The 21,649-nt window shown below is 64.1% G+C and carries 21 protein-coding genes; 10 read left to right on the forward strand and 11 right to left on the reverse strand.

The genetic code is table 11. The features are described 5' to 3' along the window. Positions 1-24: 24 nt before the first annotated feature. On the forward strand, positions 25-597 hold the full coding sequence (locus V3C85_RS08100) for a DNA methyltransferase (protein ID WP_331794571.1): 573 nt from the start codon (positions 25-27) through the stop codon (positions 595-597). Beyond that, the gene (locus V3C85_RS08105) at positions 594-1,304 is read left to right on the forward strand and encodes a hypothetical protein (protein ID WP_331794572.1); all 711 of its coding nucleotides are present in this window, start codon (positions 594-596) and stop codon (positions 1,302-1,304) included. Before V3C85_RS08100 ends, V3C85_RS08105 begins: the two co-directional genes overlap by 4 nt. On the opposite strand, the gene V3C85_RS08110 is transcribed toward V3C85_RS08105, so the two are convergent. The 6 genes from V3C85_RS08110 to V3C85_RS08135 are packed head-to-tail and all read right to left on the reverse strand — an operon-like array spanning position 1,288 to position 10,252. Further along, complete coding sequence (locus V3C85_RS08110; RefSeq protein ID WP_331794573.1) at positions 1,288-4,248, reverse strand: type I restriction endonuclease subunit R; 2,961 nt, start codon at positions 4,246-4,248, stop codon at positions 1,288-1,290. The two genes, V3C85_RS08105 and V3C85_RS08110, sit on opposite strands and share 17 nt — an antisense overlap. Next, the gene (locus V3C85_RS08115; RefSeq protein WP_331794574.1) at positions 4,241-5,383 is read right to left on the reverse strand and encodes a restriction endonuclease subunit S; all 1,143 of its coding nucleotides are present in this window, start codon (positions 5,381-5,383) and stop codon (positions 4,241-4,243) included. The genes V3C85_RS08110 and V3C85_RS08115 overlap by 8 nt, the downstream gene beginning before the upstream one ends. Continuing rightward, entirely contained in the window at positions 5,370-6,869 is a 1,500-nt protein-coding gene (locus V3C85_RS08120; protein ID WP_331794575.1) for a type I restriction-modification system subunit M, read from the reverse strand. Before V3C85_RS08120 ends, V3C85_RS08115 begins: the two co-directional genes overlap by 14 nt. Further along, positions 6,866-7,354, reverse strand: coding sequence for a hypothetical protein (locus V3C85_RS08125; RefSeq protein ID WP_331794576.1), 489 nt, complete (start codon positions 7,352-7,354; stop codon positions 6,866-6,868). The genes V3C85_RS08120 and V3C85_RS08125 overlap by 4 nt, the downstream gene beginning before the upstream one ends. Beyond that, on the reverse strand, positions 7,354-8,931 hold the full coding sequence (locus V3C85_RS08130) for a type I restriction-modification system subunit M (protein WP_331794577.1): 1,578 nt from the start codon (positions 8,929-8,931) through the stop codon (positions 7,354-7,356). Before V3C85_RS08130 ends, V3C85_RS08125 begins: the two co-directional genes overlap by 1 nt. Next, positions 8,897-10,252, reverse strand: coding sequence for a hypothetical protein (locus tag V3C85_RS08135; protein ID WP_331794578.1), 1,356 nt, complete (start codon positions 10,250-10,252; stop codon positions 8,897-8,899). The genes V3C85_RS08130 and V3C85_RS08135 overlap by 35 nt, the downstream gene beginning before the upstream one ends. A gap of 520 nt (positions 10,253-10,772) precedes the next feature. Between V3C85_RS08135 and V3C85_RS08140 the strand changes: the two genes are divergently transcribed. Together V3C85_RS08140 and V3C85_RS08145 are read left to right on the forward strand one after the other, a co-directional pair. Further along, positions 10,773-12,035, forward strand: a complete 1,263-nt coding sequence (locus V3C85_RS08140; RefSeq protein WP_331794579.1) for a site-specific DNA-methyltransferase — start codon at positions 10,773-10,775, stop codon at positions 12,033-12,035. Then, complete coding sequence (locus V3C85_RS08145) at positions 12,032-13,360, forward strand: site-specific DNA-methyltransferase (protein ID WP_331794580.1); 1,329 nt, start codon at positions 12,032-12,034, stop codon at positions 13,358-13,360. Before V3C85_RS08140 ends, V3C85_RS08145 begins: the two co-directional genes overlap by 4 nt. A 78-nt stretch (positions 13,361-13,438) precedes the next feature. On the opposite strand, the gene V3C85_RS08150 is transcribed toward V3C85_RS08145, so the two are convergent. The 5 genes from V3C85_RS08150 to V3C85_RS08170 all read right to left on the reverse strand — a co-directional run bounded on the left by V3C85_RS08150 (position 13,439) and on the right by V3C85_RS08170 (position 15,499). Then, on the reverse strand, positions 13,439-13,945 hold the full coding sequence (locus V3C85_RS08150; RefSeq protein ID WP_274129021.1) for a hypothetical protein: 507 nt from the start codon (positions 13,943-13,945) through the stop codon (positions 13,439-13,441). Between the two features lie 130 nt (positions 13,946-14,075). Beyond that, positions 14,076-14,636 (reverse strand): DUF3489 domain-containing protein, encoded by a 561-nt coding sequence (locus V3C85_RS08155; RefSeq protein WP_274129020.1) that lies wholly within the window; start codon positions 14,634-14,636, stop codon positions 14,076-14,078. Between the two features lie 94 nt (positions 14,637-14,730). Further along, complete coding sequence (locus V3C85_RS08160; protein ID WP_136646451.1) at positions 14,731-14,958, reverse strand: hypothetical protein; 228 nt, start codon at positions 14,956-14,958, stop codon at positions 14,731-14,733. Positions 14,959-15,069: 111 nt separating this feature from the next. Continuing rightward, on the reverse strand, positions 15,070-15,291 hold the full coding sequence (locus V3C85_RS08165) for a hypothetical protein (protein ID WP_172599946.1): 222 nt from the start codon (positions 15,289-15,291) through the stop codon (positions 15,070-15,072). Between the two features lie 13 nt (positions 15,292-15,304). Next, positions 15,305-15,499 carry a DUF6900 domain-containing protein gene (locus tag V3C85_RS08170; RefSeq protein WP_331794581.1) on the reverse strand — a complete coding sequence of 65 codons (195 nt, stop codon included), beginning with the start codon at positions 15,497-15,499 and terminating at the stop codon, positions 15,305-15,307. 123 nt (positions 15,500-15,622) lie between these two features. On the opposite strand from V3C85_RS08170, the gene V3C85_RS08175 reads away from it, so the two are divergent. From V3C85_RS08175 to V3C85_RS08200, 6 genes are read left to right on the forward strand one after another with little or no spacing between them, the layout of a single operon-like run. Beyond that, positions 15,623-16,159, forward strand: coding sequence for a hypothetical protein (locus tag V3C85_RS08175; protein WP_331794582.1), 537 nt, complete (start codon positions 15,623-15,625; stop codon positions 16,157-16,159). Then, entirely contained in the window at positions 16,107-18,158 is a 2,052-nt protein-coding gene (locus tag V3C85_RS08180) for a phage terminase large subunit family protein (RefSeq protein ID WP_331794583.1), read from the forward strand. The genes V3C85_RS08175 and V3C85_RS08180 overlap by 53 nt, the downstream gene beginning before the upstream one ends. Beyond that, positions 18,158-18,370: a phage head-tail joining protein gene (locus V3C85_RS08185; RefSeq protein WP_331794584.1), complete on the forward strand. Its 213-nt coding sequence runs from the start codon at positions 18,158-18,160 to the stop codon at positions 18,368-18,370. Before V3C85_RS08180 ends, V3C85_RS08185 begins: the two co-directional genes overlap by 1 nt. Positions 18,371-18,372: 2 nt before the next feature. Beyond that, a complete protein-coding gene (locus V3C85_RS08190; protein WP_331794585.1) occupies positions 18,373-19,884 on the forward strand; it encodes a phage portal protein in 1,512 nt (503 codons plus the stop codon). After that, positions 19,884-21,194, forward strand: coding sequence for a S49 family peptidase (locus V3C85_RS08195; protein WP_331794630.1), 1,311 nt, complete (start codon positions 19,884-19,886; stop codon positions 21,192-21,194). Before V3C85_RS08190 ends, V3C85_RS08195 begins: the two co-directional genes overlap by 1 nt. Before the next feature lie 55 nt (positions 21,195-21,249). Continuing rightward, positions 21,250-21,630, forward strand: a complete 381-nt coding sequence (locus tag V3C85_RS08200; RefSeq protein WP_331794586.1) for a head decoration protein — start codon at positions 21,250-21,252, stop codon at positions 21,628-21,630. Positions 21,631-21,649 lie beyond the last annotated feature (19 nt).

The raw sequence follows: 21,649 nt of genomic DNA on the forward strand, positions 1-21,649 counted from the left end.
GGATCTTCATCCTGGCCCACACCGATGAGCCTGCATCCCGGCACCGGCCGCTACAACCCGGCCGGGAACAGCGACTTCACGAGGAAGGCCGAGGCGCTGGCGCTGGGCATCGCAAAGGCCCTGCCGAACCACTGGCCGACACCGGCGGCGCAGAACTGGAAGGGCAGTTCGGAAGCCAGCATCACCCGCACCAACGGCAAGTCCCGGATGGACCTGCTGCACTATCGGGCGGAGCAGGGCTTCACCCGCCCGGCCCCGGTGACCATGCCGGATGGGCCACGGTCCTCGCCGCACGCCCCGATCTCGCGCCCGCTCTGGGCTTCGATGATTGCCTCGCATGGGCGCGCCGCCTCGCGGCGGATCCTGAAGGGCCGGTCGCGGCGGCGGCTGAACCCGCTCTTCGTCGGATGGCTGATGGGCTGGCCCATCGGGCACGCGCTCTGCGCCTGCTCGGCAACGGAGTTCACCCTCTGGCAGCGGCACATGCGTGGCGCTCTCTCGCGACTGCCCATGGCCTCGGGCCCGTGGATCTGGCGGCCGATCGATGCGGCCCAGCGCCCGGCGCAGATGGATTTCCTTGAAGGATTGCAGCCATGAGTTTCCACAGCCGCGTAAGCGGCACCAAGATCAAGCGCGCGCTGGGCGTGCAAGCCGCGCTGGAATGGGCCTTCCGCATCGAACAGGCGCAGCTGGAACTGCCGCTGCCCCCAGACGTCACCGAGGAAGGCTTCGGCTTCGGCCTGGAATACGTGCTCCTCCAGCGCGCCGTACTTGGCTGCAAGATCGACGGCGGCCAGCACAAGATCGGCGGCTACACCCACGAGGACGCCGAGGTGATCGCCGCCACCGTCGCCGGGATCCCCGACAGCCTCGGCGGCAAGCGCATGGCGATCCGCGTCGCCGAACTGGCCCGCGCCGGGCTGACCCCGGACTGGATGCCCGGCGCCGTCCCGCGCTGCGTGCCGACCATCGTCAAGCAGAACCAGCACGGCACGCATGCGGGCGCCATCGTCGTCGGTACCGAGCGCATCCGCGTGCGCGGCCCAGGCGCTCGCGCCACATGGAAAACCATCGACATCCTGGCCTGCCCGGTCACTTTCTCGCCGCATCCGCAGCAGATCGAGGCTGCCCGGCGCGGCTATGACGACTGGTGGCAGGCGCTGGGCTGGGTCCGCGAGGGGCTTATCGTGGGCGGGATGCTGCGCGAGGTCGAGGTGACGGCGGCAATGCCGAAGGCGCGGCCTTGGGACCATTCGAAACCGATCACCGACATCGACCGCCACCGAGTCAGTAATACTCCTTGATGTAAGAGTACGCCTTTTCGAAGAGTTCGGCATCTTGGTGCAGCTTGTATCGAAACAGCGTCTGCCGAAGCGCCTTCTTGACCTCGCGTTCGCCTGCATGGGTCGCCTGCCATCCCTCGAAACGCACCTCGCGGACTATGGCATCGATATCGTCCACGACCCGCTTGACCATCACGGGCGTGTCGCCGTTCCGGGCTTCTTCAAACAGCTCGGTCAACGCCGCCTTGCCCCGGTCGATGTCCTCTTCCTCTGGCATCTCGCGCTCGGTCTTCACCACGTCTTTCGCTAGCGCCAGAAGCTCTTTCAGGAAGTCGATGGACAGCAGGAGACCCTGCTGATGCCGGTTCTTCAGATCCTCCAGCCGTTCGCCCAGCGCCTTGAACTTCGGATTTCCCGCATGCTTCCGAAGGCGGCCCGCCAGCTTGACCGAGATTTCCTTGGCCTTCTTTTCCGGATCCGGGTTCCCGAGGACCGCTTCAAGCAGTTCAGCATCCAGAACCAGTGTATCGAGGTCGTCGCGGACCGCGTCCACATGGACGTTCTCGTGGATCAGCTCGATGGTCTTGGCGCCGAGCCGATGCCAAAGCAGCCGCCCTGTGCCGCTGGAGGGCTTCAGGGATTCATAGACCTGCGCCAGCCAGCGATAGTCGGTCTCGTACTGCGTCAGCACCGGATCAGGCGACAGCGCCTCCCATATGCGCGCCAGCACGCTAAAATCGGCCGCAAAGGCGTCCCGCAGGTCGTTGTTCGGGATGCACTCCTGCGCGGCGATCAGGCCCTCGTAACCGGTCAGGCTGCGGTCAACGCCCGCGAAATAGGCGAGGCACTTCTGCAGGGCGGTCGGCAGGGCGTTGATCAGCTCGGCGATGTTCGACACCGCCTTTTGCACGCCTTCCTCGTCGAACTTCAGCGCCTGCGCCACGTCGTCGAAGATGCCGAGGTAGTCGACGATCAGGCCATGCGTTTTCTGCTCCCCATAAGGGCGGTTCGTCCGGCAGATCGCCTGCAGCAGCGTGTGGTCGCGCAGCGGCTTGTCGAGATACATCGTCTGCAGGATCGGCGCGTCGAAGCCGGTCAGCAGCTTCGACGTCACGATGATGATCTTCAGCGGGTCCTTCGGGTCGCGGAACCGGTCGAGCAGCTTCTCCTCGGCATCGCGGTCGCGCTTAAAGGCCGCATATTCGGGCTCATTGCTGTTGACCGAGATCACCACGTCCGAAACCTCGGGCGGCAGGTGGCGGTCGAGTTCCTGCTTGTAGAGCAAACAGCTTTCGCGGTCGAAGGTCACAACCTGCGCGCCGAAGCCGTTGGGCGCGACCTTCTCCTGGAAATGCTTGGCGATGTCGGCGCAGATTGCGCTGATCCGCTTCGGGGCCTTGACCAGGATCGACATCTTGGCCGCCGCCTTGCCCAGCCGATCCCTGTCTTCGTCGGTCAGGCCCTGCGTCAGCTCGGCATAGGCTTCCTCGATGGCCTTCTGATCGATGTGCAGGTCCACCAGGCGCGGCTCGAAATGCAGCTCCTTAGTTGCCCCGTCGCGGATCGAGTCGTTCAGGCCGTAGCGGCTCATGTAGCCGCCATCGTCGGTGTCGGCGCCGAAGGCGTAGAAGGTGTTCTTGTCAGCGCGGTTGATCGGTGTGCCGGTCAGGCCGAACAGGAACGCGTTCGGCAGCGCGTCGCGCATCTTGCGGCCCAGATCGCCTTCCTGCGTGCGGTGCGCCTCGTCCACCAGCACGATGATGTTGTCGCGGTTGTTCAGCACCCCATCTGCCTCGGCGAACTTGTGGATCGTGGTGATCACCACCTTCCGCGCGTCCTTGCCAAGCAGATCGGCCAGTTCCTTGCGGCTTTCCGTGCGCACCATGTTGGCCATGTCAGCGGCATAGAAGGTGCCAGAGATCTGGCTGTCCAGGTCGATCCGGTCCACCACGATCAGCACCGTGGGGTTCTTCAGCGCCGGGTGCAGCCGCAGCTTGCGCGCGGCGAACAGCATCAGCAGCGATTTGCCCGACCCCTGGAAGTGCCAGATCAGCCCCTTGCGCGGCTGGCCCGCCACGACCCGCGCGACGATCTTGTTGACGCCGTCCACCTGCTGATAGCGGGCGATGATCTTGATGCGGTGCTTGCCCTTCTGCGTCACGAACGCTGTGAAGCTGTCGAGCATGTCGAGCACCATCGCCGGGCGCAGCATCGAGCAGGCGGCTTTCTCAACCTCGCCCAGCGATTGCTTGCCGTCACCGTCGCGCCAGGGGCCCCACATGTCGACCGGCATCCGAACCGAGCCGTAGCGGAACTCCTTGCCCTCGGTCGCGACTGAGAAGACGTTGGGCACGAACAGCTCCGGCACATTTTTTTCGTAGTCGTCATGGACCTGGATGGCGGCGTCGAGCCAGCTTTGGCTGGACCGCACCGGCGTCTTGGCCTCGATCAGCACCAGCGGAATGCCGTTGACCAGCAGCACCAGATCGGCGCGCTTTTCGGTCTTGCCCGCCCGGATGGTGAACTGCTGGGTGACGACAAAGCTGTTCTTCTCGATCTCGTCAAAATCAATCAGGCGGATGGTGACGTGTTCGCCATTCGCGCCGAAGGGCATGGAGCGTTCGCCCAGTGCCCAGGCGGCAAATTCCTCGTTCGCCTTCACCAGCCCGTCCGACCGCGCTCCCATGACGATGGCGCGCAGGCGGTACAGCACGTCATCGGCCCGGCCGGGATTGGCGGCGATGTCGGGGTTCAGGCGGATCAGGGCGTCGCGCAGATGGGGTTCGACCAGCACCTCTTGCGGCTGGCGGGGAAGGTCGGCGGGGGCGACGTAATGCCAACCGAGGCCCGCGATCTTGCCACCCGTGCGAGCGAGGCCGATGGAGAGCTGCGCCGGGCGGGCCGAGGCTGCGCCTGCGAGAAGGTCACGCAGATGGGCTTCGACGGTGTTGGATTCGTTAAACATTCTCGCAACCCTCGGAACCTAATGACGCCAGCGCCCACTTGCCCAATGTGCCAACTTTCGACAAACGGTCGCCAGTAGTAACCAACTCTCGGTCGAGGCTTTTAATTATGCTCAAAAACCTGTCTTGCTGCTCGACAGGCGGAATAACTAAAGACAACTTGGAAAATAGATCCATGGTCAAATATTTGGTTGTTGAGCCAACTGAGAGGTTTCGTAGGTTGGCGAGTTGATCTTCAAGAAACTGAGCGATGTAATCCAATCGCGCCAATTCAGATATAACTTCAATTACGTAGGTTCGCTGGTAGGCGTTAAATCGCCCATGATACGTCTTTACCCAGAATATCCCCTGTGCATTATTGCCCGGCAGAAGGATTGCCTCGCAGTCAAACGCGTAATCATTGATGGTCTTTGGGACAGGGTCGCACGTGAAATATGGATAGCGGCCGCCTTCAACAGCGGCATTGGAGTCCAACTTGCCCGTTCGAATCCTGCATAGATCAGTTAATGTGAACGCTTTCTCGCCAATTCTTTGGTGTGCGTGAGCTTTACGCAGTGCAAATTCATCACGAACCGCAGCGCGTTTCATTGTATGTATCGCGTCAATACACGCGGCGTAATTGGAGCGACAAAGGTCTAACCCGGTTAAAAGCTCAACCAACCGCGCCTGCTCCTGGATTGGCGGCAGCAGGAACTCTTCTGCGGCGAGGGCTTTCCAATTGATTGTCGGCGACAGCGACCCGACCGAGATGCTCAAGGCCCGTTCCATGAACAGATCGCTCTGCATGAAGAAGGGCAGAAAATCGGGCAGCACTTCGCCGGGCTTGGCGCGCAGCACCATCGCATGCGCCGAACAGATGCCCTCGAAATCCGCCACCGCGACCTTGCGCTGATATACGCGCCGCTTGCCGAAGATGATATCGCCCGGCTGGAACCGAAGCTTGGTCGACTCCACATCGGTGGGTTCGCCCCAGCGCCGGATGCGCAGGCTATCGGGATCAAGGTGTTCCAACCCGACATAGCGTTCCACGCCGGCCTCGGCGGGGTTGTCGACCCGGTCGTTGATCTGTGTGGCGATCTGATCGAACCGCACGCGCGTCCAACCCGCCTTGGAACTCGGCCGCTCAAGCATCGGCATTCTCCGCAGGCGTCAGGCCATCGAGCATGTCCACCAACGCGTCCATGCCCGACCAGAAGTCGCGCCCGTCCTCATCGAACGCCGCCCAAGTCGCCGCCAGCGTTGCACCGCCGGCCACCGCCGCCGTGGGCCGCTTCACATAGCGGGCAATCGACAGGTTGCCGTCGGCCGCAAGCACATCAGCCACATCCGCCACCGCGGCAAAGCCCGGATCCTCCGCAAAGGCATGATAGGCCGACAGGATGCGCGCCTGATGATCCGGGCGCAAAAAGCTTTGCGCCCGTTCACGCGCAATCTCGGCCACCGCGTCGATGAACAGGATGCGCCCCTTGCGCGCCTCGGGTTTCTGCGACCGGCAGATCACCACGCAGGCCTCCATCGGCGAGTTGTAGAAAAGCCCTGGCCCCAGCCCCAGCACGCATTCGACCCGGTCGGATTCCACCAGCCTGCGCCGCATCTCGGCCTCTTCATTGCGGAACAGCACGCCATGCGGAAACAGGATCGCGCAGCGCCCGGTCTTGGGGTGCATCGACGACAGAATGTGCTGGAAGAAGGCGTAATCCGCCCGCCCCTGCGGCGGGGTGCCAAGGAAGTTGCGGCCCCAGGCATCCTGCTCCCACGCGCCGCGGTTCCATTTCTTGATGGAATAGGGCGGGTTCGCGAGGACCACGTCGAAGGTGCGCAGCCGGTCGCCCTGCACGAAGGCGGGCGTGGCCAGCGTGTTGCCGCTGGCGATGTGGAAATCGTCCACGCCATGGATGACCAGGTTCATCCGCGCGATGGCGGCCGTGATGGTGATCAGTTCCTGCCCGTAAAGGCCGGTGGTGCGGATGTCGCCCCCGCGCCGCTTCACTTCGGCCAGGCACGAGATCAGCATGCCGCCGGTGCCGCAGGTCGGGTCATAAATGCTCTCGCCCGGCTGTGGTTCCAGCATCTGCGCCATCAGATGGACGAGGGTGCGGTTGGTGTAGAACTCCTGCGCGGTATGGCCGCTGTCGTCGGCGAATTTCTTGATCAGGTATTCATAGCCGTTGCCAAGCTCGTCTTCGGGCACGGCGGCAAGGGTGAGGTCGTGCTTGGAGAAATGCTCGATCAGGTTCTTGAGCGTGCTGTCGGGCATCTGGGCCTTGTCGGTCCAGTTGGCGTTGCCGAAGACGCCCTGAAGGCGTTCGGGGTTGGCGGCCTCGATGGCGAGGAAGGCTGACAGCAGCGCCCGCCCAACATCGCGCGGTGCGGCGCGCACGTCGTTCCAGTGCGCGCCTTCGGGAATGACGAAGCGGTCGTTGGCGGTGGCGATCGCGTAGCCTTCGTCCCCGGTTTCATCGAGTGCGTCCTGATAATCCCCATCCCAGACATCGGACAGACGTTTGAAGAATAGCAGTGGGAAGATGTATTGCTTGTAGTCGCTGGCATCGATGAGACCGCGCAGCAGGGTAGCGGCGCCCCAGAGGTAACTTTCGAGTTCGCGTTGGGTCAGTCCGGTCATGCTTTCGCCGCCTTCGGTCTAGGGCGGGCTTTCAACCGGGCATCAAGGTCTACTCGGTGCTTACTCGCAAAATCACGAAGTTTTTCGCCTGCTTCGAGGAATAACTCAATTGCCTCGTCAGCATCAGATTTCTTAACTGTGCCGTTTCCGTGGATAACCTTGCCACGCACATCAAGCGCATGGATCTGAATACGACTCAGCTTTCCGAGTACTGTGCCAAGTGCGGCGTTCTTGAAGCGACGTCCTACCTCCCTCTCCCACACTTCCTTATAGCCATCTTTGCCATTCTTGCTTTGCATCCTGAAAACGTCTTCAAGTTGCTGGCGCAGGTCCTTGCTAGGGCTTTCGCCCAGCTTCAAGATAGCCCGCTTCAGCATCCATTCGAAATGAACAGCAGCCAAGATCAAGGCCGTAGTACGATCTGAAGTGGCGATCTTTCTGATTTCCGCCTCGCGCTGCGCTGATCCGAATCCAACGTGAAACACTAGAGCCACCCTCCTTCAACCAGCACCTTGCGCAGGTGATCCTCGGCCGCCCGAGCGTCGGCCAGCGCTGTCTTGAATGCCTCTACAGCCTCAGGCAGCGGCGGGATGTCCTGGCCTATGGGGGGCAGGACGTAACGCGAGATGTTCAGCGTCCAACCTTCCTTCTTGATCTCGTCCAGCGTCGCCACCTTGGCACGGTCCTCGACATCCTCGAAGGCGCGGTACCAGGCGACGATCTGATCGCTGTGCTCCTGATCGAGAAAGTTCTGTGCCCGGCCTTTGCGGAACAGGCCTGAGGCGTCGATGATAAGGACCTTGTTCCTGCGGGCCTCTGGCTTCTTGCGGCGCAGGATTACGACACATCCGGCCAGCTGCGTGCCGTAGAACAGATTGGGCGCAAGGCCGATCACCGCCTCGACCATGTCCTTCTCCAGCAAGGCCTGCCGGATCGAGCCCTCGGCCGATTTACGGAACAGCGCGCCCTGTGGCAGGACGATCGCCATGCGGCTGCTCCCAGTGGGCGCCATCGACGCAATCATGTGCTGGACGAAGGCGTAGTCGCCATAGCTTTCCGGCGGGATTCCATACTGGGCACGGCCCCAGGGGTCGGCCTCCCACAGGTCACGCCCCCATTCCTTGAGCGAGAACGGCGGGTTCGCGATGACGCAGTCGAAGGTGGCAAGGCCACCGGTGCTCGAGTCCGTGAAGGCCGGGTTCCGCAACGTGTCCTCACGGGCCACCTGGAAGTCCTCGATCCCGTGCAGGACAAGGTTCATCCGGGCGATGGCGGCGGTGGTCAGGTTTTTCTCCTGGCCATAGATCTTCCCGTAGAAGGTCCGCGGGTCGCCGCCCTTGCGCATGACATGCTCGATAGCCCCGAGCAGCATGCCGCCCGTGCCGCAGGCAGGGTCGTAGATGCTTTCACTTTCCTGGGGGTCGAGGATTTCGACCATCATGCGCACGACGCTACGCGGCGTGTAGAACTCGCCCGCCTTGTTGCGGCGGGTGACGTCGGCAAACTTGCCCACCAAATATTCGTAGGCGTCGCCCAGCACGTCAGTGCTGACGGTGGTGTTGCCGAGCCCGATCTCGGAAAACCCCTCGATCAGATCCTTCAGCAATTCGTCGGAGAACTTCTCCTTGTTGCCCCAGTCCGCCGAACCGAATACGCGGAACAGCGTGTCCGGATTGGCCCGCTCGATCTCCTGCATGGCCTTCTGGAGAGCCGCGCCGACGTTCGACGGCACTGCCCTGATGTCGTTCCAGTGACAGCCGTCAGGCAGCACAAAGCGGTGCACCTCAGGAAATAGTGAAGGGTCCGCTTCGCCATAGATCTCCCGAGCCTCAGCGGTCTCCTCGTCCCAGACGTCGGAGATGCGCTTGAAGAACAGCAAAGGTAGGATATAGCCCTTCCAATCCGTCCGATCGACAGCGGAGCCGCGAAGCGTATTCGCGGCGTCCCAGAGTGCCGATCTAAACTCTCCGGCCAGAAAGCTATGTTGTTGCTCGCGTGCTTCAGTCAAAGGGGATGCCAATCCGTTCTTATCGGGTCTGGGTTGCAGGAGCAGGTGCAGCATCAAAGTCTTCGAAAAGTGACTGAATCAGAGACTCTGGTGCCTTTCGTTTCCTGAAAGCCACCTCGACTTTTTTCTTGAAATCTTGATCTTTGATAGTCTCGGGGGCAATATTCTTAGGAACAATTCGAACTTTGGGCTCCCTGAACTCTATCGACTTATCAAATAGCTCCTCAGCGATCCGCCTCAAATCTTTCTCAATATTCTCCTTTGTCGGAGAGATAGAGAAATCACTATAGAACTTCGGAGGCCGGGCAGCCCAACGAGGGGCATACTCCTTTACGACACTCGACACGAAGTCTTCCTTCTTCTTGCCAATCTCGGACCTTACTACAGCAATATAGTCCTTGATGACGCCTTCAAATCCTTCCACTGCAGATTTGAAACCTTCGCGCTTCGTATGAAGAATGACCTTTCCAAACCCAGAAATGGCGTAAAGAAATTCATCTTCGATTTTCTTGCGTTCTGAATCCAGCCAACGACCATCGACCTTAACTTTCTGGGTCTTTCCATTTCTTTCGACCTCCAGATCAACACTCGCCAAGTCCTGCAACGGGGAACGAATTCTTGATGAAATCTGATCTCGCAGCGCGCTGTCATTCACATCGTTCAATTGATCTGGGAGTGGCACGACCTTGCGATCCAGTTTATAGCCAACAGCCTCGAATTCTACGTACTGAACCTTGGATGAGAAGACTCTCAAAGCGCGAGCGATGTCAAACTGTTGAGGCGGGCTTTCCTTCAAGTTCTCGATCGTCGCCTGAATCTCTCCTTGACGCATAGGTTCCGACCCGATTTCTTGCCCCTTGAAGCCAGCGTCTCGATCCCCGGATGTTGCCTCCGAAATCTGAACGGGAGCAGAGCCCCGCAGTATAAGGGCGTTTGGCTTTTCAGGTGTCTTCGAACCGGCCTCGATCAACTGCGGCGTTGGAGAAAAGATCATGCATGCATCATCGGCAACAACGACACCCACCCGCAATCCGGGCTGCTTCCTCAAGGCGAGGTCGTTGGCCAAGCATGCTTCATGAAGGCGTCGCAGAGCCCTCTCGGAACCGTAACCCAGCCGGTAGACTTCTGGGTCCGCGTCAATAATGATCGACAATGTGAGCGATGAACGATCTGAAAGGCGAGAAATCAACGCTTCGACGGATGCCTCACCCAAAGCCGGAGCCGCGACAACCAAGTTTGCTTTAGCGGACAAGATCATTTGCGCAATTGTTTCGTCAGATGCGACGGAAAAGGCCCGCGTGCTTTCTTCAGTCTGTTCCTTTTCGGTCATCAAACCCTCAAAACTGGCACCATTCGCATGCGCGATCAGATTCACGGCTGGTCAGCCAAGCCCTAAGTCAGCCTATCGGACATCCTACCAACCATCAACCGACCCCTGCACGATGAAGTCGAGTTTCATTGACGCCAAACTACTTGATCGAGATTGAGATCGCATCATGCCCCCCTCCTCTGGTTCCTCCCCGGCACCGAACGTATGCGGGGGGGCGCAGCGCGGTGGTTCGCTAGCGTCAGGCAGTTTCACCGGGGAAGCCAGGCGGAAGCCACCTTGCGACCCGGAGCCGGAATTCGTGAGTCAGATCAGCGACTTGCGGAATCACGATCTGGACGAGGTGGATTCCCGGCGGGAAGCCAGGGAAGCCACCTTCGGGGAAGCCAGGGGGCGGGAAGCCACCCCTGGAAGCCAATTCGTTAGAAGCCGTTGAATCCGCTTCACTTTTCCGGTTGACAGACCTGCCCCCATTGACCTACCCCTTGATCATCGAAGAATTGCGCCCGGAGGAACCCCCTCGCGGGCGCTTTTCATTTCCCCTCCCCCACATTCTGAGCCCCATCCCATGGACCTCGTCTTCGCGCCGAGCCAGGTCGAGTCCTGGCCGATTGCCCGGCTGCGCCCCTATGCCCGCAATGCCAAGATGCATGGCGACGATCAGGTGGCAAAGATCGCCGCCAGCATGGCCAAGTTCGGCTGGACCGTTCCCTGTATGGTCGCCGACGACGGCGAACTGATCGCGGGCCATGGCCGGGTGCTGGCGGCCACGATGCTGGGGCTGACCGAGGTGCCGGTGATCCGGCTCAGCCACCTCGACGAGGCCGAGCGCCGGGCCTACCGCATCGCCGACAACAAGCTGACCGAGCTGGGCGAATGGGACGAGGCCCTGCTGCGCGACGAGATCGCGGGGCTGCTGGCTGAGGATTTCGACCTGACGCTGTTGGGCATCAGCGATGATGACCTCGACGCGCTGCTCCGGGATCCCGAGGCGCTGGGCGGCGACGGCCCGGTCGAGGGCGAGGACGACGTTCCAGACCTGCCGGTCACGCCGGTGTCCATGCCGGGCGACCTCTGGCAACTCGGCGCGCATCGGCTGATCTGTGGCGACAGCACCGCGGCCGATGTGGTCGGGCGGCTGCTGGACGATGTGCGTCCGCTCCTGATGGTCACCGACCCGCCCTATGGCGTGGAATACGATCCCTCCTGGCGCAATGCCGCAGGGGCCGCGAAGACGAAACGCACCGGCAAGGTGCTGAACGACGACCGGGCCGACTGGCGCGAGGCATGGACGCTGTTCCCCGGTGACGTGGCCTATGTCTGGCATGGGGCGCTGCATGCCGGGACCGTGGCGGACAGCCTGATGGCCGCAGGTTTCGCCATCAGGTCTCAGATCATCTGGGCCAAGGACCGGCTGGTCCTCAGCCGCGGCGATTATCACTGGCAGCATGAACCTTGCTGGTATGCGGTGCGTGCCAAGGGCAAGGGGCACTGGGCGGGCGACCGCAAGCAGACCACGCTGTGGCAGATCGCCAACCGGGATCAGGACGCTGACACCGTGCACGGCACCCAGAAGCCGGTGGAATGCATGCGCCGCCCGATCCTGAACAATTCCAGCCCCGGTCAGGCGGTCTATGAGCCCTTCATGGGTTCCGGCACCACGCTGATCGCGGCCGAGACGACGGGCCGGGTGTGCTTCGGGGTCGAGTTGAACCCGGCCTATGTCGATGTCGCCATCGAGCGCTGGCAATCCTTCACAGGGCAGGAAGCCGTTCTGGCGGAAACCGGCGAGACCTTCGCCGCCCTCAAGGCTAGCCGACCCGCGGCATGAACGCGCCCCTCCTGCCCGGCCGGATCGAGCATTGGCCACTGGCCCGCCTCCGTCCCTATGCCCGCAATGCGAAAACCCATGATGCAGACCAGGTGGCGAAGATCGCCGCCAGCATGGCCGAGTTCGGCTGGACCGTTCCCTGCCTCGTCGCCGCCGATGGCGAGCTGATTGCGGGCCATGGCCGCGTCCTCGCCGCGGCACAGCTCGGGCTGGCGGAGGCGCCGGTCATCGTACTGGGCCATCTGACCGAGGCGCAGCGCCGCGCCTACCGGATCGCCGACAACAAGCTGACGGAACTGGGCGGGTGGGACGAGGCGCTGCTGCTCGAGGAACTGCGGGGCCTGATGGCCGAAGATTTCGACCTCGGGCTGATCGGGATCCCGGAGGATGAACTGGACGCGCTGCTGCACCATGCCGACGACCGCGCGCCCATCGACGATGACACAGCCGACACCATCCCCGAGGCCCCGGCCGATCCGATCACCCGCCCCGGCGACATATGGGCGCTGGGCGAGCATCGGCTGATATGCGGCGATGCGACCGACCCAGGTCTGGTGGCGCGGCTGGTGGATGGCGCGCAGGCCTCGCTTTTGTTCACCTCACCGCCCTACGCGCAGCAGCGCGATTATGGCGCGGCGAAGGAGAAGGTCGGCGATTGGGACGCGCTGATGCAGGGCGTCTTTGCCGCGGCGCCGGTCACCGCCGATGCCCAGCTGCTGGTGAACCTCGGCCTCGTTCACCGCGATGGCGAATGGATGCCGTATTGGGAAGGCTGGGTCGACTGGATGCGCGCGCAGGGCTGGCGGCGGTTCGGATGGTATATCTGGGACCAGGGGCCGGGCCTGCCGGGCGACTGGAATGGCCGCCTCGCGCCGTCGCACGAGTTCATCTTCCACTTCAACCGCCAGCCCCGAAAGCCGAACAAGACGGTCGAGAGCAAGCACGCAGGCGAGACCCTCGGCGGCGGCGGGCTGCGCGGGGCCGACGGAGCCGTCCATCGCAAGACCGGCTTCGGCAACGCGATCCAAAGCCACCGCATCCCCGACAGCGTGTTCCGGATCATGCGCCACAAGGGCGGGCTGGGCACGGCCGGATCGCACCCGGCCGTGTTCCCGGTGGCGCTGGTGGAGGCGGTGCTGGAGGCATTCTCCGACCCCGGCGACCTGGTGTTCGAACCCTTCTGCGGCTCCGGCACCCAGCTGATCGCCGCGGAACGCACCGGGCGGCGCTGCTGCGCGGTGGAACTGGACCCGGTCTACTGCGACGTTGCCGTGCGGCGGTGGGAGTTGGCGACGGGGCGGAAGGCGATACTTGCGAGCGATTAACGTGGTAGAGAACCAGACGCTGTGTCAGCTTTGCGGGACGGAGGGGACGTTGCTCACAACCGCGTCTTGTTTGCTTCGTCAATTTCCCAGCATCTGCGAGAAGGTCATGTCCACACGACACATTCGGCAAGGCGGCTTTCCATCCTCTAAAGTCAGGATATCGCCTTCAGAGACCTCTTCCACACCCAGATCATCATGGATTCGGTTGGCCTCAAGAAATGCAAAAACCCCTCCCCGATCTTCAAAACTATCGGGGAAGGTGACAGTGATAATGTCGATCACTGTGAGAGTTTTCGGGGAGCCTTGACTGATCTGTATTGTCTCCCCGGACCAGTTGCCGGTCAGAACGTCAAATTGACCGGGATTCCACATAAATGTGCGGCCATCCTGAGCAAAGTATACGACGCCTGATCCGTGCCTATCAGATAAGAAGCGGGCAGTTTTTCCCGCCAGCTCATTCGACACCGCGCTGGGGGTGGACGCGGCTTCGTCCTGCTGCGCAAAGACATTACCGGGCCAGCCCATCAAGAGAGATGACACAGAAACCGCACTCAGCACGCGCAACATCGCTTGAACCTTCCACATTCTATTTGCCCCTTGCGCGCCATAAATGGCGCAATCCGACCATGTGTTTAGCTTTCAACAGTGACGAAACTTTGTCGCGAAGACTCTGCCTTCATCTATAGCGGGTGACCGCTATGGGCTCATCGCGTCGTCATCCGATCCGATACACCATCCCCCTACCCTCAACCTTCTCGGCGGTGATGGGCAGGCCCAGCTTCTTCTTCAGGGCACCTGAGATCGAGCCGCGGACCGTGTGCGATTGCCACGAGGTGGCCTCCACCATCTCGGCAATGGTGGCACCCTCGGGACGCTGAAGCATGGCGATGATCTGGGCCTGCTTGGTGCCAGCGCGGATGGCGACGGGCTTCGCGGTGCCGGTGTCTTCGGGCGCTTCCGCGGGTTCCGCCTTGGGCTTCGCCCTCCGCGCGCTGACAACCGCACTGGCCACCACCGGCTCGATCCCGATGGCCTCCAGCCCGGCCTCGGTGGCGATCAGCGTGGTGCCATGTCCGTCGCCGGTTTCGCGCCACATCGGCTCGCCACGGCGCAGGTTGGCCTCGACCTCTTCAAGCCAACCGCGGGCGATCATCTTGCCGACAACCATCTTGGCTGCGGCGCCGACCAGCCCCTCGGGCAGCGGCAGGGCGAGGTTGCCCGGCCGGGTCGCGGCGCGGGAGAGGATCAGGGATTGGGTGTCGGACGGGGTGGTCATGGGGGCCTCCGGGCGCTGTGGCGCGCGGTGTGCACGCCTTCTACGGAGGCAAGCCCCGTAGTCGGACGGGGCGGCCTTGGCGCCGCGCGGAGCGTCAGGCAGCGTGCTCGCCTTCCTTGAAGGCGCTGTCGGTGATCTGGCGCAGCAGGCCCGCGTAGTGCTTCAGCGTACCGACGTGCCCCCAATGGATCTCGTCGGGGTGGGTCTCGAAGTGGTCGTCGCTGAGGGCCTTCAGGCGCTCCAGCATGGTGTCGATCTCGGCCTTGGCGGCGATGAAGGCGTCGAGGGCCTTGTCGTTCGAGGCGGCGCGGCGGGTGGTCATGGCGGGTCGTCCTTCGGTGAGTTGCATCGTTCCGGTGCCAACACCATCGCTCTGTCGGGCGAATGATCGTAGGCAAATCGGAGCAATATCAGTGCTTTCTGATCGCTCCGGTCAGATCAGCCGCATCTCGGCCAGCGTGCGGCTGGCGGCACCAAGCTGGGCGGTCGGCAGTTCGATCTTCAGGTGCGACAGGACGTCGGAGGCCTCAGCCGGGATCCCGCTCTCGCGCAGCGCCTGCTCGATGACTTCGGCGATGGCGTCCGGGCGGCTCAGGTCGAACCCCTCGGGAAGGGCGGAATAGTCGATGCGGATGGTGGTGATGGCCATGGTCATGTCAGAGGCCCCCTTAGCGCCGAGCCGCAGCGAGGCCCGCGGCATAGGCCTCAATCAGGGCGGCGCGGATCGACCAGACCGCAACGTCATGGAAATCCAGCCCATCGCTGTGCCGGGTGTCCAGCGTCTCGACGAGGAAGTGGCGCTTTGCAATGTCGAGCATCAGCGCCTCGGGCGCGGTGGGGGCGGGTTTGGCAGTTTTGGTCATGGTCTGGTCTCCGATCCGGGGGTGAGTTCCTGATCGCAGAATCGCTCCGGAGGGGGACACAATCAACAGGAATGATTGTATTTTCCTATTTATTTTCAATATCTTGATAGGCTTCACAGCGCCATGAAAGGAATGAGCGAACGCGAGTATGCGGCGCATTCCGGCCTGTCCCGCGGCGGGGTACAGAAGGCGCGGAAGAACGGGCGGCTGGTGGTCCATGACGACGGGTCGATCAACGCCGCTGCCTCGGACGTGCGGCGGGCGGAGATGACGGACCCCGACCAGCAGCGCCGGTCATTGGGCGGTGACGGGCTGTCCAGCAGCCCGGGCGAGACGACTTCGTATATCAAGGCCCGCACGGCGCTCACGGTCTATGCGGCGCAAGAACGCCAGCTAGCCGTCCAGAAGAAGAAGGGCACGCTGGTCGACCGTGCGCGGGCGGAAACGCTGGTGTTTCGCCTGGCGCGGCAGGAACGAGACGTCTGGGTCACCTGGCCCGGACGGGTGGCCGCGCTGATGGCGGCGCAGATCATGGCGGAGGTGGAACGGCAATCCGGGGCATCGGTGACGATCGAGACCGCGATCATGCAGAGGGTGCTGGAAGCCCATGTCCGCGAACAGCTCGACGCCCTCGCCGACCTCCGGGTCTCGCTTGCATGATGAGGACGATGACAACGATCTGACGGCCGACCTCGACCTCGGTTTCGACGGCGCCGAGGATCTGCTGCGGGTCTGGCGGCAGGGCCTGCGGCCCGATCCGAACCTGACGGTATCGGAATGGGCGGACCAGCATCGCTGGCTGTCGTCGCGGGGCGCGGCCGAGCCGGGGCGGTATCGCACCGCCCGGGCCCCCTATCTGCGTGAGATCATGGATGCGCTGTCGCCCGGCCATCCGGCGCAGCGCATCACCTTCATGAAAGCCGCGCAGGTGGGGGCGACAGAGGCCGGGAACAACTGGATCGGTTTCGTGATCCATCACGCCCCGGGGCCGATGCTGGCGGTGCTGCCGAGCCTCGAACTGGCCAAGCGCACCTCGCGGGGCCGTTTAGACCCCCTGATTGCGGACAGCCCGGCGCTGCGCGAACGGGTCAGCCCGGCCCGATCCCGTGATGCGGGCAATTCGATGCTGTCGAAGGAATTCCCCGGCGGCATCCTGGTGCTGACCGGCGCTAATTCGGCCACCGGCCTGCGGTCGATGCCTGCGCGCTATGTGTTCCTCGACGAGGTCGACGCCTATCCGGCCTCGGCCGACGAGGAAGGCGATCCGGTCACATTGGCCGAGGCGCGGACCACCACCTTCTCGCATCGGCGCAAGGTGTTCATGGTCTCGACCCCCACGATCCGGGGGCTGTCACGGATCGAGCGCGAGTTCGAGGCATCGGACCAGCGCCGCTATTTCGTGCCCTGCCCGCACTGCGGGGCGATGCAGTGGCTGCAGTTCGACCGGCTGCGCTGGGCGAAGGGGAAGCCGGAAACCGCGGCCTATCACTGCGAGGGCTGCGAACGGCCCATCGCCGAACACCACAAGACCGAAATGCTGGCCCGCGGCGAATGGCGGGCAACTGCGGTTTCCAAGGATCCAAAGGCCATCGGCTTCCACCTTTCGGCGCTCTACTCGCCCTTGGGCTGGAAAAGCTGGTCCGACGTCGCGCGGGAATGGCTGGCGGCCCAGGGCTCGGACGAGACGTTGCGCGCCGCGCGCAACACGCTTCTGGGCGAGACATGGGTCGAAAGCGGGGACGCGCCGGAATGGCAGCGGCTGGCGGATCGGCGGGAGTCCTGGAAGCCGGGCACTGTGCCGATGGAGGGGCTGTTCCTGACGGCCGGGGCCGACGTCCAGAGGGACCGGATCGAGGTCGACATCTGGGCCTGGGGCCGGGGCATGGAAAGCTGGCTTGTCGATCACATTGTCATTCCGGGCGGCCCCGACGATCCAGCCGCATGGGACAAGCTGACCGCCCTGCTCGGCAGGTCGTGGCAACATGCCAACGGCGCCTTCATGACCGTGTCGCGGCTTGGCATCGACACCGGCTATGAGGCGGCGGCGGTCTATGCCTGGTCGCGCAAGGTCGGCTTCGAACAGGTGGCGCCGCTGAAGGGCCTCGAGGGGTTCAACCGCGCCGCCCCCGTTTCTGGCCCGACCTATGTGGACGCCACGATCGGCGGGAAACGTCTGCGGCGCGGCGCGCGGCTCTGGTCGGTGGCGACGGCGACGTTCAAGGCGGAGACCTATCGGTTCCTGCGCATCGAACGCCCCTCGGATGAGGACCGGGCGCTGGGCATCCCCGATGCGCCGGGGACCGTGCACATCCCTGGCTGGGCCGACACCGAATGGCTGAAGCAGCTGGTGGCCGAGCAGCTGGTCACCATCCGCAACAAGCGCGGCTACGCCCACCAGGAATGGCAGAAGATGCGCGAACGGAACGAGGCGCTGGACTGCCGGGTCTATGCCCGCGCAGCGGCGTGGATCCTCGGCGCCGACCGGTGGGACGAGGCGACCTGGCGACGGCTCGAGGCGCAGGCTGGCGTGGAAACACGCATGCCCGCAGCCATCCCGACTGACGCCGCACCACCCGACCCGGCCCAACCCAAGGCCGGAACCCTGACCACGCCACGCCGGAAACGGCGGGCCTACACCCCGAACTTCATGAGGGACTGATGGACCTGGAACGCATGCAGGCCCTGCTCACGGCACTGCAGGAAGCCCGCTTCGCCGGGCTGCGCAGCGTCAGCTATGACGGCAAGACCGTGACCTATGGCTCGGACGCGGAACTGGCCGCGGCGATCAGGGATCTGGAAGGGCGGATTGTAGCAGCCTCGGCCATGACCCGTCGCCGCCGCTGGGGCACCATCGCCACGAAGGGTCTGTGACGATGGTCTTTGACGCCTTCCGCGCACGACTCGGCTCAATCATCGGCGGGTTCGACGCCGCGCAATCCCATCGCCGCTTGCGCGGGTTCCGCGCCACCCGCGCACATGTGAACACGCTGATCGCGGCCTCGGGCGAGACCATCACCGCCCGGGCACGCTGGCTGGTCCGGAACAACGGATATGCGGCGAACGCCGTCGATGCCTTCGCGAACAACGTCGTCGGCGACGGGATCAAGCCCTCGTCGAAGATCGCGGATCAGGGGAAAAAGGAGGAACTGCAGAAGCTCTGGCTCGCCTGGACGGACGAGGCCGACGCCGAGGGGCTGACCGACTTCTTCGGCCTGCAGCGGCGGGCCGCGCGCGAGGTGTTTCTGGCAGGCGAGGTCTTCCTGCGCATCCGCACGCGGCGTGCCGAAGATGGTCTGACGGTGCCGATGCAGCTGCAGATGCTGCCGTCCGAAATGCTGCCCCAGGACATGACTCGTGTGCTGCCCGGCGCGGGATCGATCCGGCAGGGGATCGAGTTCGACGGCATCGGCCGCCGCGTTGCCTATCACTTCCTGCGCCGCCACCCCGGCGATCTGACCGATCCCGGCCTCGTGGGCGAAACCGTCCGGGTTCCGGCGTCAGAGGTCATCCACATTCTCGACCCGGTCGAGGCGGGCCAGCTGCGCGGGGTGTCGCGCTTTGCGGCGGCCGTCGTGAAGCTCTTCACGCTGGACCTTTACGACGACGCGGAGCTGGAGCGGAAGAAGACCGCGGCGATGTTCGCCATGTTCATCACGTCGCCCGCCCCGGAAACCGCCCTCGATCCGGCCGAGGACGATCTGGAGGTCGAACCGGGCCAGGTGGTGCGGCTTGACCCGGGCGAGGATGTGACCACGCCATCCACCCCGGACTCCGGGTCCACTTACGAACCTTTCCAGTACCGGACGCTCTTGCAGATCGGCGCGGCGCTGGGTGTGCCTTATGGGTACCTGACCGGCGATACCGCCAAGGGCAACTTCTCGAATACGCGAATCGCGTTGGTCGACTTCCGCCGCCGCATCTCGGCCTTCCAGCATTCGGTCATGGTCTACCAGCTCTGCCGCGCGGTCTGGACGCGCTGGATGGACATGGCGGTGCTGGCGGGTGCCATCGACCTGCCGGGCTATGCCACGGAGCGGCGCCAATACCTCGCCTGCGACTGGCTTCCGACCAAGTGGGACTGGATTGACCCGGCCAAGGATGCCGCGGCCGAGATCCTGCAGATCGAAGCAGGCCTGAAATCCCGCACGCAGGCCATCGCCGAGCGCGGCTACGACGCCGAGCAGGTCGACCGGGAAATCGCTGCGGAGCGGAAGCGCGAGGCAGACCTCGGCCTCGACTTCCGGCGGCCGGGATCCCCGGCACAGGCGGCCGGTGGCGGCGGTCAGCCAAATGACGCCGAGGACCGGCGGCAGGATCGGCAAGACGGCAACGATCAAGATGACGACGGCGAGGACCGGGCACCCCGGCCCGCGGAGGACGCATGATGCACCACACCCAGATCGCCCAGCGCGTCTTCAACACACCGCTGATGGTCGATCCCGCCAAGGCGCTGGCCTTCCTGACCGGGCTGGGGCCCCGGATCACCGGCAGGGAAATCAGCGTCGAAGGAATGGCAGTGGATCCCGCGGATCAGGCTACCGCCACCCTGCCCGCCCGCGCCTCGCTGTTCGGCGATGACCTGACCAACTGCCAGGCGCGGAACGGAAGCCAGCCCTTCGCGGTCGTCGATGGTATTGCCGTGATCGAGATCGCAGGCACGCTGGTCCATCGCGGGGCGTGGATCGGGCAATCCTCCGGTCTGACCTCCTACGAGGGGATCGCGGCGCAGCTGCAGGCAGCCGTCGCCGATCCGGCGATCCGCGGCATCGCCCTCGACATCGACAGCTTCGGTGGCGAGGTCGCGGGGGCCTTTGACCTCGCGGATCGTATCCGGGCCGCCCGGACACAGAAGCCCTTGCAGGCCTTTGTCGCCGATCACGCCCTCTCGGCAGCCTATGCGCTGGCGTCGCAAGCCGACCGCATCATCCTGCCCCGCACCGGCGCTGTCGGCAGCATCGGTGTCGTGGCCATGCACAGCGACATGAGCGGGGCGCTGGACCAGAAGGGCATCGCAGTGACGCTGATCCACGCAGGCGCGCGCAAGGTCGATGCCAATCCGTATCAGCCCCTACCCGAGGCCGTCCGCGACCGGATCGCGGGCGAGTTGGAGGACCTGCGCCAGCTCTTCGCCGAAACCGTCGCCGAGGGGCGCGGCCGTCGCCTCGACACCCAACGCGCGCTGGGCACCGAGGCGGCTGTGTTCCGCGGGGAGGCGGCGGTGTTCGCCGGTCTCGCAGATGAGGTGGCCGATCCCGTCACCGCCTTCCGTGCTTTCACCGCCGCACCCCGCGGCACATCCACCCACAGAGGAAAGGGCCCGATCATGACCACCGCCCCCGAAGACCATGCGCAGCCTGCGACCGCGCCTGCTGCCAGCACCCCGCCGGAACCGGCCGCGCCCGCGCCAGTCGCACCGCCGCAGACGGCGGCGGCCGCTATGTCGCCCGAAGCGATCCGGGCCGAGGCGGCCGAGGTCGCGCAAGTCTGCGCGCAGGCGGCTCGCCTTGGCATCCAGATCGATGCCGCAGACGCAGTCACCAAGGGTGTGAAACCCGAAGCGCTGCGCGCGAAGGTGCTGGCCGATCTTGCCGCGCGCAGTGATGCCGCGGCCATCATCGCCACGGCCCCGGCGGCTGGCACCAAGGAAAGCCCCATCGTCGCGGCCGCGAAAAAGTCGGCCGCCGCCTCGCGCTGACGCGCACCGCCCGGATCGGGCGAACCACCCCCACCAACATCCTGGAGACTGAACCATGCCCGTCCTGACGGAACCGCCCAGCATGGGCGACGTCCTCAAATATGAGGTCAACCCGAACTACACCCGCGAGGTGGTGACGCTTCTCGCGGGCACGCCCTACCCCGTCGGCGCCGTCCTCGGCCGGATCACCGCCAGCGGCAAGTACAAGCTCGCGACCAGCGGTGGCACTGATGGCGCGCAGACTGCCTCGGCCGTCCTGCTCTATGCCGTCGATGCGACGCTGGCCGATGCCATGGGCATCGTCGTCGCCCGCGGTCCGGCCATCGTCTCGCGCGCCGCCCTCGCCTACGACGCCACCGTCGATGACGGGGCCAAGATCACCACCAAGATTGGCCAACTGGCCGCCGCAGGCATCGTCGCCCGCGACGGCGTCTGATCCCCCTCATTCCCCCGGA

The sequence above is a fragment of the Pseudotabrizicola sp. L79 genome, assembly GCF_036553525.1.
In the GTDB taxonomy this organism is placed as follows: domain Bacteria; phylum Pseudomonadota; class Alphaproteobacteria; order Rhodobacterales; family Rhodobacteraceae; genus Pseudotabrizicola.